Genomic DNA, 16,687 nt, shown 5'->3' with positions numbered 1-16,687 from the left:
GGCGTGCTGCTCACCAACCTGGGCACCCCCGATGAACCCACCGCCCCGGCACTGCGGCGCTACCTCAAGCAGTTCCTGTGGGATCCCCGCGTGGTCGAGGTGCCGCGGCCGATCTGGTGGCTGATCCTCAACGGGATCATCCTCAACGTGCGTCCGCGGCGCAGCGCGGCGAAATACGCCACCGTGTGGACCGACGAAGGTTCGCCGCTGCTGGCCATCGGCCGACGCCAGACGGCGGGGGTGCGCGCGCGCCTGGCGGAGCAGACCGGCGAGGACGTGCCGGTGGCGCTGGGCATGCGTTACGGCAACCCGTCGATCGAGGAAGGGCTGGACGAGCTGCGGCGCCAGGGCGTGCGCCGGGTGGTGGTGCTGCCGCTGTATCCGCAGTATTCCGGTTCGACCACGGGCTCGACCTTCGACGCCGTGGCGGAGGTGCTGAAGGGCTGGCGCTGGGTGCCGGATCTGCAGTTCGTCGCCAGCTACGACGCCGAGGATGGCTACATCCGGGCGCTGGCGAACAGCGTGCGCGAACACTGGGAGGAGCACGGCCAGCCCGAACGGCTGGTGATGTCCTTCCATGGCGTGCCGAAGCGCTATCTGCTCAATGGCGACCCCTACCACTGCCTGTGCCATGCCACCGGGCACAAGCTGGCGCAGGCCCTGGGCCTGGAAGAAGGCCAGTGGCAGGTCACCTTCCAGTCACGTTTCGGGCGCGAGGAGTGGCTGCAACCCTACACCGACAAGACCATGGAGGCGCTCCCGGGCCAGGGCGTGCGTTCGGTGGACGTGATCTGCCCCGGCTTCTCCGCCGACTGCCTGGAGACCCTGGAGGAGATCGCCGACGAGAACCGCGAGATCTTCCTCGAGGCCGGCGGCGAGCGTTTCCATTACATCCCCGCGCTCAACGATCGCGACGACCATCTGCAGTTCCTGGCCGAACTCGCCGGGCGGCATCTGGCGCCGTGGCTGGGGGATCCGGACAATAGCCCCGAGCAGCGGGCGGCGGCCCGCGAACGCGCCCTGGCGCTGGGTGCTAAACAGTAGCGTGGCGCAGGGCGAGGTTATGAACAGCCCCGTGATGGCCGAACCGATGGCCCGCTGGGTCCTGGAGCAGCGCTTTCCCGACCGCCGCGACACCGCCGCTGTCGAGGAAACCCTGCGCCTGGAGAGCGTCACCGAAAGCGGCTGCTCCCGATCCTCGAGGCGATGGAAGTAACCTTCCCCGATCTGCGCATCTCCTGCCTGCCGCGCATGGACCGCCAGGCCCCGCAGGTCGAACCGGGGTTGCGCGGAACCCCGCGCGCCCACCTGACTGAGGGCCAGGCTGGCCTGCGGCAGCACTGATCACCGGGGGCTCGGGTGCTGATCGGTCAGCCGCGCCCCGGCCACGGGCGGTCACTTGTCCTCTGGACCCCCCGGTTTTTCGAATTTGTCGCCCCGCATTGGGGCTGGCGTGCCCGAACGTGATGCACATCCTTCCATGCCTCGCTGTCCTGCGTTAGCCCTGGGGTTGCAGGCGCTTCCCTGTAAACAGCCCCTTACACCATCTTCCTCTCTGGGCGGGCGTGTTGGCATAAATGCTGCTCGGTTCATTGGACGTAAGAACACGTCAGAACAAGTGGGGTGTTCGATCTCCCGAGCCTCTCGCCGGGATCCACGGAAACGAGGAATGGTTGATGACTGACAAAATTGAGTCTGTTGCGGACGACCGGGCCAAGGTCGGGCCAGCCGCGCCGGAAGGCGGCGCAACCATAACGGATGCTCCCGCTGGGGCTACGGTCCGGTCCGGAACGGACGTAACGACAGCCAAGGCCCACGTGGGTGCGAGCGCCGGGCTGGCAGCCAAAGGTGCGAGTACGGGCGCCTGGTTCAAGAAATCCAGCGGTACCTGGTGGGGCCGCTACACCATCCGAATCCTGTCGGTGCTGGCCCTGATCGGTCTGTGGCATCTGGCATCGACCAATGACTTCCGGTTGTTACTCAACTTCGAGAATGTGCCTGCGCCGAGTGTCGTGGGCGCGGTGCTGGTTGAGTTGCTGTCTTCCGACACGTTTTATCGGCATATCGCGGCCAGCGTTGAGCGGGTCGCAATTGCCTTCGGACTTGCCACGGTATCCGGGGTGGTACTCGGCGTCTTCATGGGCCGGAACCGACTGATAGAGGACGTATTCTCGCCCTACGTTGAGATCTTCCGTCCCATTCCCGCGGTGGCCTGGATTCCACTGGCGATCCTGATGCTCCCGACGGAGCAGAGCAGCATCATCTTCATAACGTTCCTGGGCGCGTTTTTCCCGATCGTGCTGAACACCATGCATGGCGTTGACCAGACACCCAAGGAATTGGTGCGCGCCGCACGAGCGCTGGGTGCATCCAGTACCTCCATCCTGATTCATGTGGTCTTGCCGGCCGCGCTGCCCAGCATCGTCGCGGGTATGGCGATTGGCATGGGCATCGCGTGGTTCTCGCTGCTGGCCGGCGAAATCATCAGTGGCCAGTACGGTATCGGCTACTTCACCTGGAGTTCGTATTCGCTGATCCAGTACCCGCAGATCATCGTGGGGATGGTCACCATCGGGCTGCTGGGAACCTTGTCGACCCTTTTGGTGCGATACGGGACGCGGCCCTTCTTGCGCTGGCAGCGTTGAGCGTGCAGACAGTCTGTCCAGTTCGTCTGTCAAAACAATCTTGCAACGGGGTTCGTAATGAGACTTGGTAATTTGTGGGCATTTGGCGAGGGGCCCTCGCGCGGAAAGCCCGCTCACGCTGGAGCAGCGGGTACTCGCCCGGAGGCGGGGCGCATCCGGATTTCGGATGTATCCATTGAGTTTAATACCGGAGGCCATCGAAACGTAGCGGTGGATGGCGCCAACCTGGAGGTTGAACCCAGTGAATTCATCTGCTTGCTGGGTCCTTCGGGTTGCGGGAAGTCGACTTTGATGAACGCAGTGGCGGGGTTTGTCGAGCCAACGGCTGGGTATGTGGAGGTCGATGGCAAGCGGGTGCAGGGGCCCGGCCCTGAACGCGGCATGGTCTTTCAGCAGCACTCGCTGTTTCCCTGGAAGAGCGTACGCAAAAATGTGGCATTCGGTCCGCGCATGGCCGGCCACTCGGCGACGGTGTCGGACAGCATCGCGCGCACCTTTCTCGGGATGGTCGGGTTGTTGGCCTATGGCAACCACTATCCCGCACAGCTATCCGGCGGTATGCAGCAGCGTGTCGGGATCGCCAGGGCACTGGCGAATTACCCTGACGTGCTGTTGATGGACGAGCCCTTCGGCGCTCTGGACGCCCAGACGCGTTCAATGATGCAGCAGAACCTGGTCGATCTGCGTCAGGAATTCCACACGACGATCGTATTCGTCACGCATGACATCGAAGAGGCCGTATTCCTGGCCGACCGGGTCATCGTAATGAGCGCCAGCCCAGGGCGCCTGATCGAGGATATCCGGGTCGACATTCCGCACCCGCGTACCCACGAGGTCGTGACCGACCCGCGTTTCGTTGAGCTGAAAAAACAGTGTCTGGACCTGATTCGCGCCGAGACGACACGGGCGTTCGAGCAGCAGGGGAAGGTTTAGGGCATTCGAATGACTGGATCCTCTTACACGTCATAACTTGTTATGATAGGATAGAACATATGCTGAAAACACACCGCCAACAAGTGCTTGCACGTAATGTGTCGCCGCGCCCTGTCAGCCATACAGGTGGCTCGAGGCACCTGTATGGCTGGGTCAGAGACAGTCTGCGCCGCCAGATCCTGCGGGGCACGTGTGCTCCGAACGAACGACTAGCGACCGAAAAGGAGTTGATGGAGGCCTTTGGGGTTAGCCGGATCACCGTGCGCCGCGCCCTCCGAGAGCTTCGTGCAGAAGGTCTGGTCGTTACCGCGCAGGGCCGAGGTATCTTCGTCGCGCGACCCCGGGTAAGCCAGGATTTGCGGCGCATGGAGTCCTTCGGCGAGACCGTTTCCAGCCAGGTTGGCGAAGTGGACGTGCGGCTTCTTTCGATGCGGGAAATTGCGCCGCCCGTTCGCGTAGCGTGCGAGTTGCGGCTGACGCCGGAGGATCGTGTTACCCGTATTCGGCAGGTGCAGTATCTGCGCTCGCATCCAGTGATGGTGAGCGAGAGCTATCTACCCCTGGCGATCGGGCGCCGTATCTTCAGCCGCGACCTGGCGTTAGACACCCTGAACGTAGTCAAGAATCGACTGGGCCTGGGCGTCCGCAGGGCCCGTATCGAGATCGAAGCCTGTCACCCCGAACCCGCGGTTAGGGAAGCGCTTGTGCTTCCGGCCGACGCCACTGTCCTGAAGCTTACACGCGTCTTTCTCGACCGTTCCGGTCGCACCTTCGATGTGGAGTGCCTGACGTTCCGGGAAGACACGTTCAACTGCAAGTTCCGTACGGATCCCAACGAGGAGTACCTATGAAAGTCAGCGAAATCAAAACGATCGAGATGGATGTCCTGGTGATCGGCGGAGGAACCGGAGGGCCGCTGGCGGCCGTTACGGTCAAGGAGGAAAACCCGGATCTGGATGTGATGCTGCTGGAGAAGGCCAACGTGAAGCGTTCCGGCGCAATCTCCATGGGGATGGATGGCCTGAACAACGCGATTATCCCGGGCCGTGCCACACCGGAACAGTATGTGAAGGAAATCACGACCGCGAATGACGGCATCGTCCATCAGAAGGCGGTCCTGGCCTATGCCGAGCGTTCCTACGACATGATCCAGAAGCTTGACTCCTGGGGTGTGCACTTCCAGAAGGACGAGACCGGCGATTACGACGTGAAGAAGGTCCATCACATGGGGAGCTACGTGCTGCCCATGCCCGAGGGCCACAACGTCAAGAAGATCCTGTATCGGCGCCTGCGCCGTAACCGGGTCAAGGTGGAAAATCGCTATCAGGCCACGCGCCTGTTGAAGGATCGCGACGGCAAGATCGCCGGGGCCTTCGCGGTGAACACCCGTACCTCCGAGCCGCTGCTGATCCGCGCCAAGGCCGTGATCATGGCGACCGGCGCCGCGGGACGCCTGGGCCTGCCGACCTCCGGTTATCTGTACGGCACCTACGAGAACCCGACCAATGTGGGCGAGGGGCATGCGATGGCCTATCACGCCGGCGCCGACCTGGCGAACCTGGAGTGTTACCAGATCAACCCGTTGCTGAAGGACTACAACGGTCCGGCCTGTGCCTACGTAACCGGCCCGCTGGGCGGCTACACGGCGAATGCCCAGGGCGAGCGCTTCATCGAGTGCGACTACTGGTCGGGCCAGATGATGCTGGAGTTCTACCGCGAGCTGGAAGGGGGCAAGGGCCCGGTCTACCTGAAGGTGGATCACCTCGCCGAGGAGACCATCCAGGAGATCGAGACGGTCCTGCATACCAACGAACGCCCGTCGCGCGAACGCTTCCATGCCGGGCGCGGTACCAACTATCGCGAGCACATGCTGGAGATGCACATCTCGGAGGTCGGCTTCTGCAGCGGCCATTCGGCTTCCGGGGTGTGGATCAACGAGCACGGCGAGACCACCGTGCCGGGCCTGTATGCGGCTGGGGACATGGGTTCCGTGCCGCACAGTTACATGCTGGGCGCATTCGTGTACGGCCAGATCTGCGGCGAGAGCGCGACGCGTTACGTCAGTGACTGGACCGACGCACCCCTGGACGAGTCGTTGATTGCGGCGGAACTCGAACGCGTGATGGCACCGCTGAATGCGGAGGACGGCATTCCGCCGGAGCAGATGGAGTACAAGGTGCGCCGCCTGGTGAACGACTACCTGCAGCCGCCCAAGATCACCAAGAAGATGGAAATCGGTCTCAGCCGAATCCTTCAGGTGCGCGAAGACCTGGCCAAGCTCCACGCCCGGGATCCTCACGAGCTGCTGAGGGCCCTCGAGGTGCACTCGATTGTCGACTGCGCCGAGATGGCTGCCCGCGCCTCAATGGCACGCAAGGAGTCCCGGTGGGGGCTGTACCACTACTCCATCGACCACCCCGAGCGCGACGACCAGAACTGGTTCTGTCACAGCCGCCTGTACAAGGGCGAAGACGGATCCATGTGCACCGGCACGCGTCCGGTGGACCCCTACATCATCCCGCTGGATGACGACGAGCTGTCGGCCTACCAGTCCATGCGGATCGAAAACACCGACGAAATCGCCGCCGAATAAAGGGGAAGTGACATGCCTGTAGCGAACCACAAGACGACTGTCCCGGTGGTCGTCGATGAAGAAAAGTGCATCGCCGACAAGGGGTGCCGGGTCTGCATCGACGTCTGTCCGCTGGATGTCCTGCTGATCGATGAAGTCACGGGCAAGGCCCATATGCATTACGACGAATGCTGGTACTGCATGCCGTGCGAGAAGGACTGTCCGACCGACGCGGTCACCGTGAATATCCCGTACCTGCTGAGCTGAAGGTGGACGACATGAGCCAATACGACGACCCCGAACTGCAGGACATTGCAGACAAGCTGGCCTCCGACGATGTGGAAATGCGCCGAGTGGGTGTGCTTGCCCTGGTGGACAGTGCGGAACCTGAAGCCGCTGATCTGCTGACAATGGCCCTGAAGGACCCCGACCCTTCGGTCCGCCGCGAGGCGGCCAAGGTGGTCGACGAGTTCGAATCCGCCGACATTGCGGACGCCTTGCTGGCAGCCCTTAGCGACAGCGACGAAGCGGTCCGCAATGCTGCAGCACATGCCCTCGCGGACCTGAAGGATACCGATGCTGCGCAGCCGTTACTCGGTGCCCTGAAAGGGAGCGACGATCCGTTTGTCATCGTCGGGGTACTGGGGGCCCTCAAGCCCATGCGGCTTGCCGAGAGCTGCGAACCAGCTCTGGCCTTGCTTCAGCATGCGGATGCCGGAGTGCGTCGTGAGGCGGTATCCGTCCTCGGATGGCTGCGTTCACCGGCGAATCTTCCTGTCCTGATCGAGCGGGCACGCGACGACGCCGACCCGGATGTGCGGCGTGTCGCCGTGAGCGCCCTGTCGTACGGCGATCCGGACTCGATTGGTGATGCCTTGCTGGCCGGGCTGCAGGACGAGAATTGGCAGGTCCGCACCGAGGCGGCCTCAATGATCGGCAAGCTGCGACTGCGGTTGGCCCTGGAGACGCTGATTGAGTGCACACGTGATTCCTTCTGGCAGGTACGTGAGAAGGCCGTCGAGGCCCTGGGCACTTTGGGTGACCCGCAGGCTGTTGAGGCGGTGGGCGTGTGCACCGATGACCCGGTGTCGAACCTGCGCAAGGCTGCGGTCGGCGCGCTGGGCGAGATCGGTGATTCGACGGCGCAGGCGTATGTGGAAAGTGCTCTGGACGATCCGGACCCCGATGTCCGCAAGACTGCCCTGTGGGCCCAATCGAAGCTGCGTGTGGCGAGCTGATTTGCCGTGCGCATTCCACGAGTGCGACGTCTAGCCGAAAGGAGGCGAACGTGACCTACGTAGTGAACGAGAACTGTATCAGGTGCAAGTACACCGATTGCGTCGAAGTGTGTCCGGCGGACTGTTTCCACGAAGGACCCAACATGTTGGTGATCGACCCGGTGGAGTGCATCGACTGTGACCTGTGTGTACCGGAATGTCCGCCCGAGGCGATCCAGCCAGAAGGTGAGTTGGCCGAGGATCAGAAACATCTCCTCGACTTGAATGCCGAGCTGGCGGCCATTTGGCCGGTAATAACGTCTGCGAAGAACCCGCTTCCCGACGCGGAAGAGTGGATCGAACGCACGGGCAAGCTGGCCGAGCTGGAGCGCTGATTCGTTATGTCTCGACTTATCATTACAAGTGGGCTAATGCGCGGTGCTTTCCTGGGGGCGTGGCTGACCGGCGTGGCGACGCTGATGGGCGCGCGTCCGGTGGACGACCCGGATAACCCCCTGTTGTGGCCGCCGGTAACTACCCTGGTGATCGAGGAAACCGTGCTCGCCGAACTGGCTCGAACCTGCCCCGTGGAGGGCGGCCCGATGGCCACCGGAGGGCATGCTTAATGAGCATGCAACCGCCGAAGGAGATCCGCCTGCAGGGGCAGACCGGTGAGGTTCAGTTTCATTGGCAGACCGGTGAGGTCACCTGCAAGGGGTTCGAGGCACTGCGCCTGGCTTGTCGCTGTGCCCAGTGCACCGTGGCCCGCCGGCGGGACGAACCGGTAACGGATGCCACTCAAGTGGATGTGGTCGACATCGTTCCGTTCGGGGTCAGTGGAGTGCGTTTAGTGTTCTCCGATGGCCACGAACAGGGCATCTATCCGTGGCGTTATCTGTGGGAGATCAGCGTCAGGACCCCGGCCCATTCAACCAATGATGGAAAGACAACCCGACTGGAATCTGGGAGGTAGACCCCATGGCAGCCTGTGACCCGCAAGAGGTGCTGAGCGTGCACCACTGGAACGACACGTTGTTCAGTTTCACGACTACTCGCGACCCGGGCCTGCGGTTCGAGAACGGTCATTTCGTGATGATCGGCCTCGAGGTGGAGGGCAAGCCCTTGCTGCGGGCCTACAGCATCGTGAGCCCGAACCACGAGGAATACCTCGAGTTCCTGAGCATCAAGGTGCCGGATGGTCCGTTGACCTCGCGCCTGCAGCACATCAATGAGGGTGACCAGCTCCTGGTAAGCCGCAAGGCCACCGGCACGCTGGTGATACACGATCTGCTGCCGGGCAAGAACCTGTATTTGTTCGGTACGGGTACCGGCCTTGCGCCCTACATGAGCATCATCCGCGACCCGGAAACCTACGAGCGTTTCGAGAAAGTGATCCTGGTCCACGGTGTGCGGTACAAAAGCGAACTGGCCTACCAGGAATACCTGACCGAGGAGCTCCCGAACCACGAATACCTCGGCGAGTTCGCGCAGGACCAATTGCTCTACTACCCCACCGTCACGCGCGAGGACTTCGTTCACCAGGGACGCATCACGGACCTCATCGAGAACGGCAAGATGGCTGAAGACCTCGGTCTGCCGCAGCTCGACCCGGAACAGGACCGCGCCATGATCTGCGGCAGCCCGGCGATGCTCGAGGATCTGTCGAACCTCCTGGATCGGATGGGGTTTACCGCCTCGCCCAAAACGGGTGTGCCAGGTGAATACGTGATCGAGCGGGCCTTCGTCGAACAGTAGTCCTTCGGCGCTGACTGAGCGGGAGACAATTATGGAACGCGAGCAGATCGAGATGGACGTGGTCATCGTGGGTGCGGGTCCTGCGGGCCTCGCGGCCGCGATTCGGCTGCGCCAGTTGGCGCAGGACCAGGGCCGGGACGATCTCTCGGTCTGCGTATTGGAAAAAGGGCCCGAGGTCGGGGCGCATATCCTTTCCGGCGCGGTGGTTGATCCTCGCTCGCTGGACGAATTGATCCCCGACTGGCGCGATCTCGGAGCCCCGTTGAAAACGCCCGCCGTGGATGATCACTTCCTGTTGCTGCGAGAGCATGGAAGCCTGCGGTTGCCCACCCCGGCTGCATTGCGTAACGAGGGCCACTATGTGGGCTCACTGGGCAACCTGTGCCGCTGGCTGGGCGAGCAGGCGGAGGCACTGGGAGTGGATATCTACCCGGGCTTCGCGGCGGCCGAGGTCCTGTATGACGAACAGGGTTCCGTGCGGGGCGTTGCCACCGCGGACACCGGCTTGCAGCCGGACGGTACGCCCGGCCCGCAGCACGAGCCCGGCGTGGAGATCGTGGCCGGCCGAACCCTGCTGGCGGAGGGCTGCCGTGGATCGTTGAGCCAGCAGGTGATTGCCGCCTATGAACTGGATCAAGATGCCGATCCGCAGACCTACGGGATTGGCATCAAGGAGGTCTGGGAAGTGGATGAAGCCGTCCACCGGCCGGGCACCGTGGTGCATACCGTCGGCTGGCCCCTGGACGCCCGGACCTACGGCGGCGGCTTCCTGTATCACTTCGACGAGCGCCGCGTGTCTGTGGGGTTCGTGATCGGGCTCGATTACACCAACCCGAATCTCTCGCCCTACCAGGAGATGCAGCGGTTCAAGACTCACCCGGAGATTCGCCGCCATCTCGAGGGCGGTCGCCGCCTGTCCTATGGTGCGCGGGCCCTGGTCGAAGGAGGGGTGCAGTCCTGCCCCAAGCTGGAATTCCCGGGCGGGATGCTGGTGGGAGATGCCGCGGGCCTGCTGAACGTGGCGCGCATCAAGGGCACCCACACCGCCATGAAGTCCGGCATGCTGGCGGCGGAGGCGGTGTTCGAGCATTGGGCGAACGCATCCGAGCCGGCGGCGGCTACTGGCGTGGACCGGGAGTTGGCGGATTCCTGGGTCTGGTCCGAGCTTTGGCGTGCGCGCAACATCCGCCCGGCCTTTGCCCGCTGGGGCCTGTGGGGCGGGCTCGCATATGCCGCTGCGGACACGTATCTGTTCGGTGGCCGTGCGCCATGGACGTTCTCCCAGCACGCGGATCACGACCAGTTACAGCGCCAGTCGGAGGCCTCGCCCATCGAGTATCCGGCGCCGGACGGGGAGCTCACGTTCCCGTTGTTGTCGTCGGTGCACCTGTCCAACACCAACCATGACGAGAACCAGCCCTGCCATCTGCGGTTGCGTGACCCCGATGTCCCGATCCAGGTGAACCTGGCCGAATTCGGGGCGCCGGAGACACGCTACTGCCCGGCCGGGGTGTACGAGATTGTCGATGGCGACCAGGGGCCGCGCCTGCAGATCAACGCAGCCAACTGCGTGCACTGCAAGACCTGTGACATCAAGGACCCCACCCAGAATATCCAGTGGCAGGTACCGCAAGGCGGCGAGGGCCCGATCTATTCGGGCATGTAGGCCGCATCGAGGCCGATTGCCGGGCCGCAAAGTCAACGGGAGTGAATGCGATGAAAGTACTGGTCGGCGTGAAACGCGTGATCGATTACAACGTGAACATCCGCGTGAAGTCGGATGGTAGCGGTGTCGAGACGGAAAATGTCCGGATGTCCGCCAATCCCTTCGACGAGATTGCGCTGGAGGAGGCCGTACGCCTGAAAGAGGCTGGTATCTGCAGCGAATTGCTGGCGGTGACGGCGGGTGACGAGGCCAGCCAGGAGGTTCTGCGCAGCGCCCTGGCAATGGGCGCGGACCGCGCGATCCGGATCGATGTGCCGGAATCCCCGCAACCCCTGAATGTGGCCGCGTTGCTGGCCGCGGTCGCGCGCGAGGAGGCCGTCGACCTGGTGCTTCTTGGCAAGCAGGCGATCGACGATGACGCCAACCAGACCGGGCAGATGACCGCTGCATTGCTCGGCTGGCCCCAGGGTACCTTCGCGTCCGAGTTGAGCATCGCAGAGGGCCGGGCGCGGATAGCACGCGAGATCGATGGCGGGCAGCAGACCGTTGAACTGGACCTGCCTGCCGTGGTGACAGCGGACCTGCGACTCAACGAGCCCCGGTTCGTGAAGCTGCCCGCGATGATGAAGGCGAAGAAACGCCCCATCGAGGAACGCACGCCCGAGGCCCTGGGCGTGGATATGCGTCCGCGGGTGGAGCGGGTCAAGGTTTCCGAGCCCGTTCCCCGCGAGGCGGGTGTAAAGGTCGCGAATGTGGACGAGCTACTGGACAAGCTACGCAACGAAGCGGGAGTGATCTGATATGACCAATACCATACTGGTCCTGGCAGAAGCCACGGGCGATGCGGTCGCGCCGAGTACTCTGGCCACCCTGACGGCTGCCCGGGAGTTGGGCGATACCGTGGATATCCTGGTGGCAGGCGCGCAGATCCGAAAGGCCGCCGAGGGGCTGGCCGCGATGGCGACCGTGCGCTGCGTCCTGACTGCGGAAGCGCCGCATCTCGGCGGTGGCCTGGCAGAAGATCTGGCTGGGTTGATCACGGAGCTTGTCGGCGATTACAGCCACGTGCTGGCGCCGGCTACTACGTTCGGGAAGAACCTGCTGCCACGGATCGCCGCACTGGCGGACATCCAGATGGTGTCGGATGTCACCGGGATTCGGGACCCGGAAACCTTCGTGCACCCGATCTACGCAGGCAACGCCGACGAGACTCTGCGGGTGCTGGAGCCACACAAGCTGTTGACCATCCGACCGACCGCGTTTGCCAGGGAGGTAGTGGATGGCGGCGACGGCCGGATCGAACCTGTCGAAGTCGGCGAGTCACGAGGCCAGTCGCGCGAAGTGGACCTGCAACTGGACGAGTCCGATCGGCCGCAACTGGAATCCGCCGGGGTGGTGGTTTCTGGTGGGCGGGCCTTTGGCAGCGTGGAGAAATTTCGTTTGCTGGAGGAACTCGCAGCCGATCTGAATGCCGCCGTGGGCGCCTCGCGCGCGGCCGTGGATGCCGGTTATGCCCCCAACGACTGTCAGGTGGGGCAGACCGGCAAGGTGGTCGCACCCGAGCTGTATATTGCGGTGGGAATCTCTGGCGCCATTCAGCACCTTGCCGGCATGACTGGGTCCAAGGTCATCGTCGCCATCAACAAGGACCCCGATGCGCCGATTTTCGGCGTGGCGGACTACGGGTTGGTAGGGGACCTGTTCGAGATCCTGCCCCAGCTCCAGGAGAAGATCCGTGTGCTTCGCGGCGAGCCTGATTCGCAACTCGCGGAAGCCTGAGTAAGCGCCGGGGGCATGAGGTTCCCCCGGCTGATGTTCACGAGCGTTCGATTTCGAAGCGGTATTTGAACGCGTCGCCCACGAAGAACAGGAACTCGAAGTCGATCGGGCGTCCGGACCGATCGTGGGTCAGGCGCTCCACCTGCAAGACTGGGCCTGCCTCCGACATCCCCAGCAGTTCTTGAACCTCGTCATTCGCCAGGCCTGCGTCAATGCTAATGTTGGCCGCCCCCAGGGGGGTGCCCGACAAGTTCTCCAACAACGGGAAGATGTCGCCGGAGAGATCCTGGCTGAACAGCGGTCGCCCGACGTCCAGCGGGAAATAGCTGATCTCCAGGGAGACCGGGATCCGGTTCAGATAGCGCACGCGTTTGACTTCGACCACGGAGCCCGCCTGCGGTCCGGACAGGCCGAGGGCGTCCCGGACGCTCTTGGGCGGCTGCATTTCCTCGATTGATACGACTCGGGCCGTCGCCTCGTAGCCCTGCGCAGCCATGGCCTCGCCGAAACCCTCCAGACGGCGGACGTTCTGCACCGCCTTTGGCTTGCTGACAAAACTGCCCTTGCCCTGCGAGCTGAAGATCAGCCCCTCGTTGTGCAGGTCACGCAGCGCCTGGCGGATGGTGATGCGGCTGACGCCGAATCGCCGCGTGAGTTCACTCTCCGAGGGCAGTTTCTGGTGCGGCTCGTATGTCCCGTCGAGGATCCGCTGACGCAGGGTTTCCTTGATCTGTACATAGAGGGGTTGCGGCGATTCCTGAAGGGGCTGGCGATTCGGGCTTGGGGGTTCCATGGGAGTGGCTCGGGTTTCTTGTGGGGTACTCATTATATCGTGTCATAAGTTGGTTTCCGTTGGTAGCACGTCTGCCTAGTGTGACGAGGATGGCGGGAAGTCGCACGGCGCGGGGCGGGAGGGAGGCTGTCTTACTTGTCATGGTTTTGGGTCCGCCCGGACGGGGCATGGCACTCGGATGGCGCAGGTATTCCCCAGTGTGGAGCGGGAACCGACGGGCCTCGTATCCGCAGAGATTGTGCATGGTGTCAAAAAAGCCAATAAATACAATAAAAAAGAATACTCTTTTCGCAGTGCATGGTGTGGGCACGGAACCTGCTTAGTTCCCCTGTAGATCAGTTATGGCCTGTCAGTACAGGACAAGCGATCTCCCGGCCGGGATCAGCCGGCCATTCAAGTGTTGCACCCGCCAATGAGCGGACACCTAAATTTGGGAGAACAACCATGCGTTGGAAGCCAATTGTTGCGGCGGTCGCTCTTTCCGCCTTTTCCGGGGCCGCGGTGGCCGAAACGATTCAGATTCGGGTCGGCCACCAGAGCCAGGTCACCAATACCGTATCGGGTGGGGTCGTGATCGAGCGCTTGCGACTGTTCGAGGAACATCTGCCAACCGATGGGGAATACCAGGATGTCGATTTTGTCGTGCAGTACGCCGATTTCGACTCGGGTCCGCCAATCACTAATCGAATGATCGCAGGCCAGCTCGAATTCGGGGTAATGGGCGACTATCCGTTGATCGTAAACGGAGCGACCTTCCAGGACACCGGTCGTGCCGAATCCCTGTTCGTTGCCATGACCGGGTACAACGCCCGCGGTACGGGTAATGGCATTGTGGTTCCTGTCGACTCCCCTGCGCAGAGCCTGTCGGAGCTTGCCGGTAAGCAGCTTTCGACGCCGTTCGGCAGTGCCGCCTGGGGCATGACCCTGGATGCGCTGAGCCAAGCCGGTATCCTGGATGACATCCAGCTCCGCGACCAGGGGCCACCGGTCGGGGTGGCAAATATCCGCACCGGTAATATCGATGCTCATTCGAACTTCACCCCGTGGTCCGAGGTGATGGAGTATCGCGGGTTTGGCCGTAAGGTCTTCGACGGTAGCGAAGTCGGCCAGCCGACGTTCCATGGCACGGTGGTCCGTGACGACTTCGCGGAAGAGCATCCGCGCGTGGTTGAGGCGTACATTTCAGCCACGATGGAGGCGCAGGACTGGATCATGGAAGACCCCATGCGGGCGGCGACCAAGCTGGAAGAGTGGACCACGATCGAGAAAGAGGTTCTGTACCTTTACTTCAGTGAGGGCGGTATTACCTCGGTCGATCCGACCCTGAAACCCGAGTGGGTGGATGCGCTGAAGTATCACCATGCGACGCTGCAGCGGGAGCGTTCGGTCCCCGAACTGGACTTTGACCGCTGGGTGGACGATAGCTTTGTCCGCGCGGTTTACGAGGCTCAGGGCAAGGACTACGAGGAGCAGCTGGGCAAGATCACCCGGTCCGAACCGGGCGCGCCCGGACTTCCGCCGGCCGAGGTCTGGTTTGCCGAAGAAGGCATCATCAAGTACGGCTCCATTGGCGAGATGCTCGCCGCGGTCGAAGAGGTCGAGGAATCCGGTTCCGACGAGGTTCGTGCGACGTATGTCTACGACCACGGCACGGGCCTGAAGCTGTTCGGCCATGTCGCCTCGTTTGTGGAAACCGACGACGACTACGTCGCCTTCATGCGGGCGGGTGACGCCGAGGAATATGCCAGCGAGAACGGTGGTTCCACTGTTGAGCTGGCCGTCCTTCGTTACTAGGGTAGTGTCCATTTAGCGGGTTATCCGACTCGCTTGTCTGAGGAAGCCATGGCCGATCCGATCGGCCATGGTTTTTTAGTCCTGACACGGGGCCGGTCGGTAGCATTCGCAGCGGTGAAGCCGAGGGAGCAATCCAGCCTCTGTGCCCCGCTGAACTCGCGGCGTCATTTTCGGCACCATGGCTTCTTCGTCACTCAACCGTTCGGGTCGCTCGGCCATTGCCGCCTTCCCCGGGACGTGGATGCACCGCATCCTCCCGTTACATAGAAGGAATCCGACGCCGATGCCGGTACGCGTTGTAGTACTGATGTCAGCGGCGCTCATTGCGTTCGCCGCCAATTCCATCCTTACCCGTGCCGCGTTCACCTCGACTTCCATTGATCCGGTGAGCTTTACCGCGATCCGGATTGTCTCCGGAGCGATCATGCTGTGGCTGATCGTTCGGGCCCAGCCGACTCTTCCAGAAGGACGGGGCAGTTGGGGGTCAGCGCTTGCGCTCTTCGTATACGCCATCGGCTTCTCGTTCGCCTACCTCTCCCTGACGGCGGCGACCGGAGCGCTGCTGCTGTTCGGAGCGGTCCAGGTGACCATGATCAGTTGGTATCTGGCGACCGGCGCACGCTTGACGTCTCGCCAATGGAGCGGCTTTGCCCTGGCGTTAGCAGGACTCATCTGGTTGTTGTCCCCCGGACTTTCCGCACCGCCACCGATTCCTGCTGCATTAATGATCGCGGCCGGCGTCGCCTGGGGTGTCTACACGCTGCGGGCGAACGGCAGTGGCGATCCGACGCGGGTCACGGCATCCAATTTCCTCTTGGCGAGCTTGCCTGCCCTGGTCCTGGCGATGGCTTTCATTCCAGAGGCCATCGTGGACGTTCCGGGTGTGCTGCTTGCCGCTGCGTCGGGCGCCCTGGCCTCCGGCCTGGGATATGCGGTCTGGTACGCCGCGCTGAAGCTCATTCGGACCTCCACCGCTGCGGTCGCCCAACTGAGCGTGCCTGTGATCACCGCTATCGCCGGGGCCGGGCTCCTGTCGGAACCGTTGACTCTGCGTCTGGTACTCGCCGGCCTCGTTGTTTTGGGTGGGATTGCGCTGGTGGTTGTAAAACCGAGGAGCTGAAGGCCGATGTTCGGCAAAGTTGGAAAACGAGGCGTCAGGTGGCATTTGGTCGTCGGATGAAGCAATCGCTTAGGGAGATATCAATGATCTCGCCGACAATGGTCATTATTTCAGCCCGTTCTGGTGTATAAGAAAGGTTTGGTTTGGATGGCTGATAGATCGTCGCCTCCTGCAGTTCCTGCCGGATCCGGAGCTTCATGCGCGCGTTGGAATCGATCGTACTCGCCATGGGGTCAACCACCCGTTCGCTCATATAGGGGGCGCCATCTCTCGCGGTATGCAATTAGGCGAGACCTGACAATTAGCCGAGATCTGACAAGTACATCTACCTGAAGGGACGCCGGGTGCTGGCGGACCAGATGGAATTCCTGCAGGCCCATTTCCCGCGGACCAGCCCGCTGCGGGGACGTCTC

Annotated in this window: 18 protein-coding genes and 2 pseudogenes; 18 read left to right on the top strand and 2 right to left on the bottom strand. The window is 62.7% G+C overall.

Annotated features, from left to right (window positions below):
- From hemH to F790_RS0113340, 15 genes and pseudogenes are all read left to right on the top strand, one after another.
- Positions 1 to 1,044 (top strand): ferrochelatase (hemH, locus tag F790_RS0113415; protein ID WP_019591998.1); only part of this gene is annotated, 1,044 nt, incomplete at its 5' end.
- Positions 1,045 to 1,072: 28 nt separating this feature from the next.
- Positions 1,073 to 1,344 (top strand): annotated as a pseudogene (locus F790_RS14910) (competence/damage-inducible protein A); the annotation flags it as partial.
- 569 nt (positions 1,345 to 1,913) lie between these two features.
- Positions 1,914 to 2,645: an ABC transporter permease gene (locus tag F790_RS13970; protein ID WP_196799369.1), complete on the top strand. Its 732-nt coding sequence runs from the start codon at positions 1,914 to 1,916 to the stop codon at positions 2,643 to 2,645.
- A 153-nt stretch (positions 2,646 to 2,798) separates the two neighbouring features.
- Positions 2,799 to 3,578 carry an ABC transporter ATP-binding protein gene (locus tag F790_RS0113395; protein WP_026332984.1) on the top strand — a complete coding sequence of 260 codons (780 nt, stop codon included), beginning with the start codon at positions 2,799 to 2,801 and terminating at the stop codon, positions 3,576 to 3,578.
- 59 nt (positions 3,579 to 3,637) lie between these two features.
- Positions 3,638 to 4,429: a GntR family transcriptional regulator gene (locus tag F790_RS0113390; RefSeq protein ID WP_083938888.1), complete on the top strand. Its 792-nt coding sequence runs from the start codon at positions 3,638 to 3,640 to the stop codon at positions 4,427 to 4,429.
- Positions 4,426 to 6,171: a fumarate reductase/succinate dehydrogenase flavoprotein subunit gene (locus tag F790_RS0113385; RefSeq protein ID WP_018869270.1), complete on the top strand. Its 1,746-nt coding sequence runs from the start codon at positions 4,426 to 4,428 to the stop codon at positions 6,169 to 6,171. Before F790_RS0113390 ends, F790_RS0113385 begins: the two co-directional genes overlap by 4 nt.
- A gap of 12 nt (positions 6,172 to 6,183) precedes the next feature.
- Entirely contained in the window at positions 6,184 to 6,417 is a 234-nt protein-coding gene (locus F790_RS0113380) for a ferredoxin family protein (protein WP_017942684.1), read from the top strand.
- An 11-nt stretch (positions 6,418 to 6,428) separates the two neighbouring features.
- Positions 6,429 to 7,388, top strand: a complete 960-nt coding sequence (locus tag F790_RS0113375) for a HEAT repeat domain-containing protein (RefSeq protein WP_018869272.1) — start codon at positions 6,429 to 6,431, stop codon at positions 7,386 to 7,388.
- A gap of 50 nt (positions 7,389 to 7,438) precedes the next feature.
- A complete protein-coding gene (fdxA, locus tag F790_RS0113370) occupies positions 7,439 to 7,762 on the top strand; it encodes a ferredoxin FdxA (RefSeq protein ID WP_018869273.1) in 324 nt (107 codons plus the stop codon).
- A 6-nt stretch (positions 7,763 to 7,768) separates the two neighbouring features.
- Positions 7,769 to 7,993: a hypothetical protein gene (locus tag F790_RS0113365; RefSeq protein ID WP_026279441.1), complete on the top strand. Its 225-nt coding sequence runs from the start codon at positions 7,769 to 7,771 to the stop codon at positions 7,991 to 7,993.
- The gene (locus F790_RS0113360) at positions 7,993 to 8,340 is read left to right on the top strand and encodes a gamma-butyrobetaine hydroxylase-like domain-containing protein (RefSeq protein WP_018869275.1); all 348 of its coding nucleotides are present in this window, start codon (positions 7,993 to 7,995) and stop codon (positions 8,338 to 8,340) included. Before F790_RS0113365 ends, F790_RS0113360 begins: the two co-directional genes overlap by 1 nt.
- 5 nt (positions 8,341 to 8,345) lie before the next feature.
- The gene (locus F790_RS0113355) at positions 8,346 to 9,122 is read left to right on the top strand and encodes a ferredoxin--NADP reductase (RefSeq protein WP_018869276.1); all 777 of its coding nucleotides are present in this window, start codon (positions 8,346 to 8,348) and stop codon (positions 9,120 to 9,122) included.
- 10 nt (positions 9,123 to 9,132) lie between these two features.
- Positions 9,133 to 10,788: an electron transfer flavoprotein-ubiquinone oxidoreductase gene (locus tag F790_RS0113350; RefSeq protein WP_369771832.1), complete on the top strand. Its 1,656-nt coding sequence runs from the start codon at positions 9,133 to 9,135 to the stop codon at positions 10,786 to 10,788.
- 50 nt (positions 10,789 to 10,838) lie between these two features.
- Positions 10,839 to 11,588, top strand: a complete 750-nt coding sequence (locus tag F790_RS0113345; protein WP_018869278.1) for an electron transfer flavoprotein subunit beta/FixA family protein — start codon at positions 10,839 to 10,841, stop codon at positions 11,586 to 11,588.
- Position 11,589: 1 nt separating this feature from the next.
- Complete coding sequence (locus tag F790_RS0113340) at positions 11,590 to 12,567, top strand: electron transfer flavoprotein subunit alpha/FixB family protein (RefSeq protein ID WP_018869279.1); 978 nt, start codon at positions 11,590 to 11,592, stop codon at positions 12,565 to 12,567.
- A 37-nt stretch (positions 12,568 to 12,604) separates the two neighbouring features.
- On the opposite strand, the gene F790_RS0113335 is transcribed toward F790_RS0113340, so the two are convergent.
- On the bottom strand, positions 12,605 to 13,360 hold the full coding sequence (locus F790_RS0113335; RefSeq protein ID WP_018869280.1) for a GntR family transcriptional regulator: 756 nt from the start codon (positions 13,358 to 13,360) through the stop codon (positions 12,605 to 12,607).
- 444 nt (positions 13,361 to 13,804) lie between these two features.
- On the opposite strand from F790_RS0113335, the gene F790_RS0113330 reads away from it, so the two are divergent.
- Positions 13,805 to 15,154 carry an ABC transporter substrate-binding protein gene (locus tag F790_RS0113330; RefSeq protein WP_038036887.1) on the top strand — a complete coding sequence of 450 codons (1,350 nt, stop codon included), beginning with the start codon at positions 13,805 to 13,807 and terminating at the stop codon, positions 15,152 to 15,154.
- Between the two features lie 283 nt (positions 15,155 to 15,437).
- Positions 15,438 to 16,274 (top strand): DMT family transporter, encoded by an 837-nt coding sequence (locus F790_RS0113325; protein ID WP_026332982.1) that lies wholly within the window; start codon positions 15,438 to 15,440, stop codon positions 16,272 to 16,274.
- Positions 16,275 to 16,308: 34 nt separating this feature from the next.
- Here the strand turns inward: F790_RS0113325 and F790_RS14615 are convergent, their stop codons facing one another.
- Entirely contained in the window at positions 16,309 to 16,527 is a 219-nt protein-coding gene (locus F790_RS14615; RefSeq protein ID WP_156001236.1) for a hypothetical protein, read from the bottom strand.
- A 52-nt stretch (positions 16,528 to 16,579) separates the two neighbouring features.
- On the opposite strand from F790_RS14615, the pseudogene F790_RS14610 reads away from it, so the two are divergent.
- A pseudogene (locus F790_RS14610) lies at positions 16,580 to 16,687 on the top strand (HNH endonuclease); the annotation flags it as partial.

Source organism: Thioalkalivibrio sp. ALE20 (assembly GCF_000381405.1).
Classification (GTDB): Bacteria; Pseudomonadota; Gammaproteobacteria; order Ectothiorhodospirales; family Ectothiorhodospiraceae; genus Thioalkalivibrio.
The sequence above is the reverse complement of the archived record's forward strand: the minus strand, read 5'-3'. Positions and strand labels throughout refer to the sequence as shown.